General features: G+C 64.9%; 13 protein-coding genes. 4 read left to right on the top strand and 9 right to left on the bottom strand.

The features are described 5' to 3' along the window. The 4 genes from KAY22_RS05720 to KAY22_RS05705 all read left to right on the top strand — a co-directional run. The coding region (locus tag KAY22_RS05720; RefSeq protein WP_296621027.1) for a hypothetical protein at nucleotides 1-672 on the top strand (672 nt) is incomplete at its 5' end. Nucleotides 673-675: 3 nt separating this feature from the next. Beyond that, entirely contained in the window at nucleotides 676-2,307 is a 1,632-nt protein-coding gene (locus tag KAY22_RS05715) for a LamG-like jellyroll fold domain-containing protein (RefSeq protein ID WP_296621025.1), read from the top strand. A 32-nt stretch (nucleotides 2,308-2,339) separates the two neighbouring features. Then, nucleotides 2,340-2,579, top strand: coding sequence for a hypothetical protein (locus KAY22_RS05710; protein ID WP_296621023.1), 240 nt, complete (start codon nucleotides 2,340-2,342; stop codon nucleotides 2,577-2,579). Between the two features lie 29 nt (nucleotides 2,580-2,608). Continuing rightward, nucleotides 2,609-2,815: a hypothetical protein gene (locus tag KAY22_RS05705; protein ID WP_296621020.1), complete on the top strand. Its 207-nt coding sequence runs from the start codon at nucleotides 2,609-2,611 to the stop codon at nucleotides 2,813-2,815. Here KAY22_RS05705 and KAY22_RS05700 read toward each other — a convergent pair. From KAY22_RS05700 to KAY22_RS05660, 9 genes are read right to left on the bottom strand one after another with little or no spacing between them, the layout of a single operon-like run. Then, nucleotides 2,812-3,171: a dATP/dGTP diphosphohydrolase domain-containing protein gene (locus KAY22_RS05700; protein ID WP_296621017.1), complete on the bottom strand. Its 360-nt coding sequence runs from the start codon at nucleotides 3,169-3,171 to the stop codon at nucleotides 2,812-2,814. The genes KAY22_RS05705 and KAY22_RS05700 overlap by 4 nt on opposite strands. Further along, a complete protein-coding gene (locus KAY22_RS05695) occupies nucleotides 3,168-3,608 on the bottom strand; it encodes a DUF4406 domain-containing protein (RefSeq protein WP_296621015.1) in 441 nt (146 codons plus the stop codon). The genes KAY22_RS05700 and KAY22_RS05695 overlap by 4 nt, the downstream gene beginning before the upstream one ends. Then, nucleotides 3,590-4,663 (bottom strand): hypothetical protein, encoded by a 1,074-nt coding sequence (locus KAY22_RS05690; protein WP_296621013.1) that lies wholly within the window; start codon nucleotides 4,661-4,663, stop codon nucleotides 3,590-3,592. Before KAY22_RS05690 ends, KAY22_RS05695 begins: the two co-directional genes overlap by 19 nt. Further along, entirely contained in the window at nucleotides 4,656-4,982 is a 327-nt protein-coding gene (locus KAY22_RS05685; RefSeq protein ID WP_296621011.1) for a hypothetical protein, read from the bottom strand. The genes KAY22_RS05690 and KAY22_RS05685 overlap by 8 nt, the downstream gene beginning before the upstream one ends. After that, nucleotides 4,979-5,446, bottom strand: a complete 468-nt coding sequence (locus KAY22_RS05680; protein ID WP_296621009.1) for a lysozyme — start codon at nucleotides 5,444-5,446, stop codon at nucleotides 4,979-4,981. The genes KAY22_RS05685 and KAY22_RS05680 overlap by 4 nt, the downstream gene beginning before the upstream one ends. Continuing rightward, on the bottom strand, nucleotides 5,443-5,907 hold the full coding sequence (locus KAY22_RS05675) for a hypothetical protein (protein WP_296621006.1): 465 nt from the start codon (nucleotides 5,905-5,907) through the stop codon (nucleotides 5,443-5,445). The genes KAY22_RS05680 and KAY22_RS05675 overlap by 4 nt, the downstream gene beginning before the upstream one ends. 17 nt (nucleotides 5,908-5,924) lie before the next feature. Then, nucleotides 5,925-8,270 carry a PriCT-2 domain-containing protein gene (locus KAY22_RS05670; RefSeq protein WP_296621004.1) on the bottom strand — a complete coding sequence of 782 codons (2,346 nt, stop codon included), beginning with the start codon at nucleotides 8,268-8,270 and terminating at the stop codon, nucleotides 5,925-5,927. Continuing rightward, a complete protein-coding gene (locus KAY22_RS05665) occupies nucleotides 8,267-9,646 on the bottom strand; it encodes a DEAD/DEAH box helicase (RefSeq protein ID WP_296621002.1) in 1,380 nt (459 codons plus the stop codon). The genes KAY22_RS05670 and KAY22_RS05665 overlap by 4 nt, the downstream gene beginning before the upstream one ends. After that, nucleotides 9,643-9,927 carry a VRR-NUC domain-containing protein gene (locus tag KAY22_RS05660; protein WP_296621000.1) on the bottom strand — a complete coding sequence of 95 codons (285 nt, stop codon included), beginning with the start codon at nucleotides 9,925-9,927 and terminating at the stop codon, nucleotides 9,643-9,645. Before KAY22_RS05660 ends, KAY22_RS05665 begins: the two co-directional genes overlap by 4 nt. Nucleotides 9,928-9,937: the final 10 nt, after the last annotated feature.

The following is a 9,937-nucleotide window of genomic DNA, read 5'->3' as shown; positions in this document are numbered from 1 at the left end:
AACGCTTACGCCGAGAGCTTGGCGGGCGATCTCGGATTGGCGCCCTCGCCAGGCCGGACGCAAGCCATGCCGGCGCTGGCGAATCAGCTCGCCGGCGACCTTCAATTGGAACGCCCGATGGCGCGGCCGCCGCAGCGCGAGATGCCGGTCACGACGGAGCAGCCGCCGCCAGCCCTGGAGCTGTCGCGGAATCAGAAGCCGCGCGCGAGCGTCAACCCGGCAGACGAAGCTATCATCCACGGCTCCACGGTGCTGAAGGTCAGCGACAAGGGGCAGGACATCGGCTTCATCGCGCTGAAGAAAAACGAGCAGGGCCAGCTCCAGATTCACCGCATCAAGGTGGCCGACGAGTTGCAAGGGAAGAAAGCGCCGGGCGAGATTCGGCCGGGGCAGGCGTTGGTGCGCAAGGCATTGGATGAGGCCGAGCGGACGACGACGCCTCTCGTCGGGGATAGCACCATGACCGTCGCCTTCCTTCGAACCCTTCAGTCGATGGAGCGGAAGGGGGAGATCGAAGTCCGGTACACGAATCCCACGGCGGTCGAAGCGGCGCTCAAGCGCGGCAACCCGCGCGAAGTCGTGAAAGGCGAGAAGGGGCAGCTCGTCGCGGATCTCATCACGCGCAAGAAGCCCGCGCTCGGCGAAGCCCTCGCCCCGCCGGCCGGCCCCTGAGCCATGGCGAAGGTCAAGGTTCCCGTATACGGCGCCGGTGGCCGAGTCGTCATCATCGACTCGGAAGGGGGCGCCACGATCGGCGAAAACCTTCGGCTCCCTGATGGCGATGTCGCGACGATCGAGGATCTCCAAGAGCTGCTTGGCGGCACGGGGGCGCACCGCAGCCTGACGGGGCTCCAGGTTGGCGACGATCATCCGCAATACCCCATGAAGGCGGCGGCCGCGCAGATTTCGGGCTCGTGGAACTTCACGACACCGCCGCAGGTGGGCGGAGTCGCGCTGCCGGAATACGTCGAGGACCTGATCGGCGATCTGATGACCGACTCCGCAACGATCAACTTCACCTACGACGACACAGCGGCGACGCTGACAGCGGATCTGACGGCCGCGCTCGACGATCTCACGGATGTCAGCATTCCGACCCTTCCGACCTACGGTGACGTACTAACGTGGAACGGCGCAGAATGGGAAAATGCGCCTCCATCCGCGGGGGCGTCGGCTCTAGCGGATCTGACCGACGTGGACATCCCCACGCTGCCCGATCTGCTCGACGTGCTGACGTGGAACGGCTCTGCGTGGATCCCATATCCGGCGGCTGGCGGCAGCGGGGGCGGCGGTATCGTCGACACGATCGTCGCGGGCACGGGTATCAACGTTGACGCATCCGATCCCAGCAACCCGATCGTCGCTGTCGACGCGACGCTCGAAGAATTGAGCGATACGACATTCACGGGGCTCGCAACCGGGGATATGCTTCAGTGGAACGGCAGCGCGTGGGTCAACGTCGACCCGCCCGCGCTGTCCGCCCTCACGGATGTCGACATCCCGACGCTTCCGACCTACAACGACGTGCTGACGTGGAACGGCTTTGCGTGGGAGAGCGCTCCGACACAGAACGCGCCGCCGTGGGGCGCCACGTTGGCCGAGGAGATCCTGGCCGACTCCCCGACGGCCTTCTACAAGTGCGACGAGGCGAGCGGGGATCTGATCGACTACGGCTCGGCCGGGGTGGATCTCGCCCTGGCGGGCTCCGTCACGTATCAGGCCGGCGCTCTAGTGCCGAGCGAGGTTACGGAGGCGGCTGCGGCACTGTTTGCTCTGATCGCCTCGGGATCAAACGGCTTTCAGGCGACATCCGGGCTTGGATTGAGCTACCCGCTGACGGGCGACTATACGATCGAAGCGATCGTCAACACCCGCGCGGCTGGCGCGAACACCTACCGCTTGTTCTCGATCTCGGGGTCCGGCGAGACTGAAGCAGCGAACTACCAAGCGTACTTCAATGTCAGTTCGACGCTGGAAATCGGGTGCTTCTGGGAGTATGGCGCAGGAACCAACGTCACGATCGCCAGCGGCGTCACACTCGTTGAAGGACAGACCTATCATCTAGCCATGGTGAAGGACGGCACCGCGAACACCGTGGCCTTTTACGTCGATGGCGCGCCGGTCGCGACAATCGGCTACGCGAACGAGCCCTCCGGGGGGTCAGGGACTCTCGTCACTGCGATCGGACTCGATGGCGGCGCCGGCGCCACGGCCGAGATGCTCATCGGCTACGTGGCGTTCTACAACGGCTCCAAGCTATCCGCCGCGCGAATAGCGCAGCACGCTCGCGCGGCCGGGCTCATGTGATAGACTAGGGGCAGCCAGTGGGAGCACCGCACATGGATTGGAGTCCGTACGATCTTCTCGACAAAGCGTGGGTCGCGCTCGTTGGCGTCATTGCGTGGATGGGAAAGCGCCACTTTGACGACGATCGCGCCCTGGCCGACCGGCTGGCGAAGGTCGAAGCCGAGCACGCTACCCGAACCGATATTGTGCGGGTAGAATCCCGCCTCACTGAATTGCAGCAGACCGTGGCGGAGAATCACAAAGAGATTCTCCACACGCTGCTGCGTCAGTGATCGAGCCCTGGGTGTTATAGGAGAGCAACGTGGACAAGATCATCATCGGTGGACTGAAGTCCAAGACCGTTTGGGTGGCGGCCCTGATCGCCTTCCTGAGCGTGGTGTCCGCTCCGGTGCAGGAGTGGATCGCGACGGCCCCGGCCCTTGCGGGTTCGCTGGTCGCCGCGATCATGGTGGCGCTGCGCGCCCTCACGGACGGCTCACTGGCGGACAAGCTCAGGGACGCAGCTTAGTTGCCGGCGACAGAGAAGCCCGGCGCGGTGGCGGAAGCTGCCGCGCCGGTTTCTTTTTCAGCCTCTAGCGCCAGCTGGAGTGCGGCGAGCACCCGCCACGCGGCCTTCCCCAAGTGCATTCGCCCGTCCGTGTCCCGCGCGGTGCCGAGCCGGTGGTCCATCAGATGTCGTAGGGCGGTGTTGAACTGATCCATCGACTTACCGCGCGCCCAGTGCAAGGGCTCGCCGGGATTATGCTGATCGTTTCCCGCTTTGGACACCGCGGCGACTTCTGCAACCGCATCTGGGAAATACATCAGCACGCCATCGAAGATCGGGAGCGCTTTGCGCGCTGCGTCGTCCGTGGGCAGGCTCATGGCAGGTTCCGTTTCAGGATGTCGTGGACGCGTCGAGCGCTGAGCGGGTAAAGCCCCGAGCCCCCAGACGGGTCGTAGTAGGCGAACTCCCGCCCGCAGAGCAGCCCCGTCATCGCTTCGAGTCTGGCGCCGCGTGAACGCTCCCAGGTGGGCAGAAACACGATTCCCGTGCAGCGGTCAGCGATCGTCTCGACGCAGCGGCCCAATGCCTTCCCCCAGCTGTCGCCGAGCCGAGCGATGTCGGCAAGATCGCCGGTCGCGGAGCGCAGGGCCGCTTCGCGGATCTCGGGCGGATCCTGCTCCGCGGGGGAGATGACCGTGTGCCCGAGCGTGCGCAGCAGCGTGGCGGCGTCGATGAAGGCGGGGTAGTTGAACTGCGGCCGGCCCGTCATGGGGCCGGCCAGATACCAGACGGCGCTCACTTTACGCTCACCCACGCCGAGCTGCTCGGCGCCTTTGGTGTCTCGCACAACACCGGCATCCGGTAGGTGATGCCATACTTCGGGTGCGTGAGCCACAAGCCTTGCCGCGGCGGCTCAAAGCCGTAGTTCGAGTCATAGGCGAACTCGTCATACCCCTTCATCGAGCCGTTGACGATGAGGCGCTCCAGGTGGATGTATTGGTGCCAGTGCCCCGCGAGCATCACATCGTATGCCTGATCGACAGCGCTGTTACGCGCGAGCTTTTTCTGATTGCCTCGCGTCAACGGACCCAGCGGGCCAATGATGGAATCGCCGCTCTTGAACTGATCGCCGTGCGTGAGCAGATAGCGCAGCCCATAGATGCGGTAGAGCGCATCCGGCCCGTCGGGGATCTGGAAGGTCACGCGGGGGTCGCTCGCAAAGCGCTTCGCGAGAAACTGATAGAGCAGCCAATCGAACGACGTGTGATGGCGGTCCTTCTTCCACGTCTTGCGTGTGTCGCGCCCGTGGTTGCCCGACACGCACGGCAGGAACACCTTGCCGAATGTATCCGCCAGCAGAGCGATAGCGCCGCACAGGTGCTCGTAGAGATCGAGCACAGTCGGCATTGTGTTCAGCTCGTTTGTGGCCTGCAACTCGTCGTGGATGTTGCCCGAGATCATGTCACCGCCGAGCGGGACCACGATACCCGGATAGCTCATCTTGGCATCTACGATCCGCAGCAGGTTCACGGCGGTTTCGACGGTATGCCGAAGGCGGGCTCGCGCGGTCGCCAGGTTGTAGCTGTTCACGTTGCCGATCTGCGCGGGGTGGACGACTTCCCCCCAGTGCAGATCCGACAGGAACAGCGTCGGGACCCCTGGGGAGTCCTTCTTGGCCGGTTCGGGGGACAGTGCCCACTTCGGCGGCGCCGTCTCGTGCAGCCGCGCGCTCAGCGTGCCGATCACTTCCTTGATGCGAACGGCGTCCGCGCTCTCGGCTTGCGCCGCCTTCAGCTCCGCCTCCATCCGCGCGAGGATGGTGCGGGGATCGTGTACCTGCTGAAAGTCGGCCAGGGTTCGCTTAGCCATCGCTCTCTCCTGTTACGGCGCGGAATTTCGCGGCCGCTTTGGTGGTCGCAATCCAGATGCGCTTGAAGCCCCCGCCGTGGGTCGAGACCCGCACCGAGGCGATGTGGGTGGCGAACTGGTCGCGGTACTGGCCGATCACCGAATTCGACACCCCCGCGCGGCGGAGGAAATCCGATTCGTACTCCCAGTTCTCGTCGCCGCCCTCCGCCTGGAGCTGAGCCAGCGCGGTGCGGAGCTTGTTCGGGACGATGACGGACTGATCGTGCGCCGCGCGAAAATCGGCGAGCGTACGGGCCTTGGCTTTGGTCTTGGCGTTCATAGGGTCTCCGTGGGTGGGAAGTATGCAGCCTCCGCTTCGCGCCGGGCAACGAGCCCCGGCAGGATGCGGCCTTGTGCGCGGACCCATCGCCGTAGCTGGCCTGGGACCGCGCTCCAGTCTTGGTGAAGGATCTTCTGGCGGAGCGTGCTCGCCCGCAATGCCCCTGCACCAAGGTTGAAGCAGAAATCGGTGATCGCGCCCAGATGCCCCGGATCGCTCAGGGTCGGGCAAAGGACCGCTGCGGCACGCAGGTACTTCGTGCGCAGCAGATGATCGAGCAGCGCGTCGCCGGCCGCCCGCTCCATCGGCGGATCGGTGAGCGTGACGCGCGTCCCGTCCGCGTAGTGCGTGAAGCCGTAGCCGATGGTGGGCACGCCGGCCGGACATAAGTAGGGCCGCGAGCGAAAGCCCTCCCAGCGCGATATCAGGGCGCGGGCCACGGCAGCGGCGTCGGAATCGCTCACTTGCGGAAGTGTCGGAGCGAGCGGTCGGCGAAGTAGAAGCCCGCGATAGCGCCGATCATGGACAGATCCCATTCTGTCAAATGCCACTCGTTCCGCCAGAGGGACAGCCCCCAGAGGGTCAGGCCAATCGTCGCGAAGGACGGCCGGATAGCGGCGTTCCAGGCGTCGACCCACCGGATCCCTGTCGGAATAGCGGCTCGCGCCATCGCCTCCCTGAAGGCTTCTGCTTCGCTCCGGGACACGTCCGCGTCGGCCTGCACGCCGATCGTCTTGACGCCCAGCTCAGCTTGGAGCTTCAGGGCTTCGAGGTTCTGGGAGTGCTGCGCGGCGTCGATCTCTTTCTGGAGCCTGAGCTTCTCCAGCTCGATCTTGGCTTCCTGTCGCTTGCTCATGAAAGAGGCGAGCTCGCCCCAGATGGCGCGGAAGGCTCCGCCGCCGAGAAAGGTCAGAATGGCGCTCATGACGTGATGTTACCTCGTTACAGGAGATCGGCGCAATCTGCAAGCGCCTGGGAATGGGTGGCTTCGTCGGCGTCGGCTTCAGCGCTCATCATCTGGATGTTGTGCGGCACGTCGTCTGACCACGCAAGAAGCGTGCCATGTCGCTCGCCGGTGTCCAAGTAGTCAGAGCGCTGGCGCGGTGTCCGGGCGAGCCAGAGCTTGTTGTTCCGCCAGGCCCAGAGGCGCTCGACTCGGCCGCTCGCAGGCATGGGGGTGCAGTTGAAAGGGTGGCGGCGCAACACGCGGCTCAGCGCGTGCGTCGTGTTCGGCCCGGCCGCTCCGAGGCGCTCAGCTACATCGGTCAGCGTGAACAGATCGCGGTTGAAGGGCTCGTCGCCGCGCAGCATCATGTTGATGATCTTGGACTCCCAGACCCCCAGGCCGGCGCGGATCATGGCGGTGCGCCCCTGCGTGTTCGGCGCGCGCCCGCTCGGCTTGAAGCCGGTGAGCGGGGCGTCCATGAATATCTTGCGCAGCACGCCAGGGGCGCGCTCGCTTTTCAGAAAGGCGTATAGATCGGTCGACTCGCGCTCGGTGAGCGGCTTCCCGTTCACTTCGCACACCGCCCAACGGCGATCGTTATTGTCGAGCTGGAGCGCATCATCGAAGTTGCTCGTTGCCGTCACCTGGATGCGGTTTCGGATGTCGTAAGGCTTGCGGCCCTTCGGATGGATCTCGATGAAGCTATCGGTGATCCACGCCTTGAGCTTGTTAGCAGTATGCAGGCGATCGAGCTTCGTGTTTCCAGTCCGCAATTCTTCCAGGTAGAGAAACCACGTCTCACCGCACACGTCGTTGAAGTTGCCGCTCAGCACTTGCCCCGTCATGGTCCGCACCCAGCGCGTGCCGAACAGCAGCTCCGGGATCACCTTGGCGATCGTGTTCTTGCCCGTGCCGGTCGCTTCGCTGTACAGCACGGGGGCGGTCTGAATCTTAACGCCGGGCCGCTGAAGCGCGTGCGCGTAGAAACACAGAAGCCAGCGCTGAAAAGTGGAGTCAAGCAACCGGCTCCAGAGAAACTCGAACGCCTCGATTTCTTGGGGGCGCGGCGGAAGCGGCTGGACGACGACGGGCTGGTACGCGTTGGCATAGCGCAGCCCGTCCTCGGTGTAGATACGCCCTTCGCCGGGGTGAAACCCTACTGCGTCAACGACGAGCTTGGACTTGGATTCTCGAAGGTGGGCGACGGGATCCGGCTTCGTGGTTTTTGGCTCGCCGTCTTTTCCCGTTGTCTGGATCGTCGGCATGTGCGGGCAGAAAAGGTGACGAATGCCGCGATCGGTGAGCCACGCACCGCCCTTCGATCCCAGATCGTAGTAGGCGTCCTGCCCGGCGATGAACACCAGCCGTGACTCCAGTAGCCGCGTCACGACAGCCTTGGGGCGCATGTCCTCGGGCGCGGCGTCGGGCGCTACGGCGGCCGAGGGCTCATCGAGCGGGAAGTCCTCGGGCTTGACGGCCACTGCGGCGCGCAAGCCGCCGAGTGTCACCGGGTTCGACGTTGACGATCGGAACGACGCCCAGTGAGCGCGCAGATCCGCCGTGCCCTTGTACTTTCCGCCCTTCGCGCTCCACGCGTCCCAGAGCGCAAAGCCCTTACCCTGTGTCTCGTGGTGGACCGCCATGCCGATGCGGATCCATTCCTCGTAAGCGCAGTCCGGCCCGAAGGATGCGAGTAGCGTTTCGATCTCGGCGAACTCTGCCCCGACTGGAGCGACCGGGCCAGCGTTCTCGCGCGTCGGCCCGAGCTGCGCGAGCCAGATGGCGCGCAGCGCTTCAGGCATCTCCGGGAGGGCCGACCAGTGGCCGATGAGGTCATCCCCATAAGCCCAGGTGTATGGGCGGCCTGTCTCGGGGTGGATCGTCTCCGGCAGTACGTCCTGCACGGTGAGCCCGTCAGCCGTCGCGCAGCGCAGCTCCAAAGCGTGATATGTCTGCGGCTTGCCCGTCTTGGGACTCTGCTGCTCGTATGGGCCGAGCTTGACAGAAGCCAAGGGCTCGGGAAGCGCGTACAGCAGCTTTGCGCGGCCTGGCCGTCCGCTGTTGATGCGCACGGCTTGAGGCGCGTTCATCAGCGCGTCGAGGTCCACGCCTTGCGCGGCCAGATAATCCCGCGCCCGCGGATAGTCGTCCACATCGATCGCGCAGGTTCCGCTCCACGCATGGCAGAGCCCCGCTCCCGCGATCTGCGGCCCCAGGGAGGGGTCGCTGATCGCGCGGTCGCGGCGGTTCCAGCCTGTAGCGGCGGCGCCCGTCGGGCCTTTGGAGCCCGGTGGGATGACGCAGAGCTTCCAGCCGTGCTGAAGGTACTCGCGGAAGCTCACTCGTCGCCCCGATGAGCGCGGGCCAGCATCAGCGCGTCCTGCACGGAGCGCTTCGACGTTCTGCGGTCGATCACTTCTTCATCCAGGGTGTCTTTTGCAACGATGTCGTAGTGGAGTACGGCGCGGTTGAGGCCGGCCTGCAACTGTCTCACCGGGCCGATACGTTCGCACACCTGCTGGTAGAGTTCAAGGTCCCAAGTGTGCGTGAAATGCGCCATGGCGCGGCCACCGTACTGCAAATTGGTGCCGTGACCGGCCGAAGCGGGGTGCACCGCCATGATGGGGATCTTCCCCGCATTCCAGTCCGCTTCGTCGCGCGCGGTCTTGAAGAAGCGCAGCTCCGGGAAGGCTTCGGATAGCATGTCGCGTTCCCATTTGAACCAGTAGGCGACTAGCAGGGGTTCCCCCGCCAGCTCGTTGACGATGCTGCGGAGGCCCTCTATCTTGGCATCGTGCAGGGGGTGGACTATCTGCTGCGCATCGTACACGGCGCCGCTCGCCATTTGTAGCAGCTTCCCCGAGGCAACGCCGGCGTTCACCGCCTCGATCTCCCCCGTGCGCAGCCGCGCGAACAACTCGCGCTCCATCTGCGTGTATAGCTTCCGCGCCTCGGGCGGCAGCTCGACGACCGTGGTGAAGTGATGGGGCTCATGCACGTCCAGCCAATCCTCCGCGCGCAAGGCGAGAGTCACGTCGGCTATCTTGGCGTGGATTTCGACCTCGGCTCCGTCTCGGGGCTTCACCGAGCGATCGTAGGGATTCTGGTAAAACCAGCGCTGCATGAACGCTTCATGCGTGGAGCCCAGTCGCGCCCCGAAGTCGACAAACCAGTTTTGCCCCCAGAGATCGCGCAGCCCGTTCGGGGAAGGCGTGCCCGTGAGGTTCACCCAGCGGCCCACCTGGCGGGCGATATCGGAGAGCGCGAGCGAGCGCTTGCCCGAGGCGCCGCGGCCCATGCGGAAATTCTTGAGACGCGTGGATTCGTCCGCGATCACGATGCGGAACGGCCAGCGCTTCTTGAGCGCGCCCACGAGCCATTGCACGTTCTCGTAATTGATGACGTAGAGATCGCCGCGGCGCAGGAGCGCGGCGTCGCGGGCGTCGCGTTCGCCAAGGATGGGGATCACGCGCATGTCGGTGAAGTCGGCCCACTTTTTCTGCTCCGCAGGCCAGGTCAGTTCGCACACTTTCTTGGGGGCGATGACGAGCGCTGGAAAAAAGCCGCTCCCCGCGAGCTTCAGGATGTCGAGCACGGTGTAGATAGTGGCGGTCTTACCCAAGCCGGGCACGGCCCAGAGATTGCAGCGCTCGTGCTCCAGGATGAAGTCTCGCGCGATCGTTTGATATGCGCGCGGGGTGAAGGGCTGAGCGATCATCGGCTGCGAACCTGCGAAGCGATGTAGCCATCCACCTCACTCTTGGAGTACAGAACGTATACCCGCACCCCGCGTTCGGCTCGGCGCTCGTGGTCGCGGTACTGCGCGACGCGCAGCCCGCCGCGCGGGGATTTCGTCTCGACCAGCTCCATACGCCCACCCGGCCATGTGATGAGGCGGTCGGGCACGCCGCGCCGGCCAGGACTCGTGAACTTCTCACACAGCCCGCCGAGCGCTTCAACGCGCTCGCGTAGGTACTTCTCGACGGCAGCTTCTTTCATCCTTGCTTCG

It is taken from the genome of Rhizorhabdus sp. (assembly GCF_018006725.1).
In the GTDB taxonomy this organism is placed as follows: Bacteria; Pseudomonadota; Alphaproteobacteria; order Sphingomonadales; family Sphingomonadaceae; genus Rhizorhabdus.
Note: the sequence above shows the minus strand (reverse complement) of the source record. Positions and strands in the feature narration are given on the sequence as shown.

What these genes read in the sequence shown, in the direction of transcription:
- KAY22_RS05710 (WP_296621023.1), top strand. Translation starts at nt 2,340, where the DNA reads ATGGATTGGAGTCCGTACGATCTTCTCGACAAAGCGTGGGTCGCGCTC.
- KAY22_RS05665 (WP_296621002.1), bottom strand. Translation starts at nt 9,646, where the DNA reads ATGATCGCTCAGCCCTTCACCCCGCGCGCATATCAAACGATCGCGCGA.
- KAY22_RS05660 (WP_296621000.1), bottom strand. Translation starts at nt 9,927, where the DNA reads ATGAAAGAAGCTGCCGTCGAGAAGTACCTACGCGAGCGCGTTGAAGCG.
- KAY22_RS05715 (WP_296621025.1), top strand. Translation starts at nt 676, where the DNA reads ATGGCGAAGGTCAAGGTTCCCGTATACGGCGCCGGTGGCCGAGTCGTC.
- KAY22_RS05700 (WP_296621017.1), bottom strand. Translation starts at nt 3,171, where the DNA reads ATGAGCCTGCCCACGGACGACGCAGCGCGCAAAGCGCTCCCGATCTTC.
- KAY22_RS05690 (WP_296621013.1), bottom strand. Translation starts at nt 4,663, where the DNA reads ATGGCTAAGCGAACCCTGGCCGACTTTCAGCAGGTACACGATCCCCGC.
- KAY22_RS05685 (WP_296621011.1), bottom strand. Translation starts at nt 4,982, where the DNA reads ATGAACGCCAAGACCAAAGCCAAGGCCCGTACGCTCGCCGATTTTCGC.
- KAY22_RS05675 (WP_296621006.1), bottom strand. Translation starts at nt 5,907, where the DNA reads ATGAGCGCCATTCTGACCTTTCTCGGCGGCGGAGCCTTCCGCGCCATC.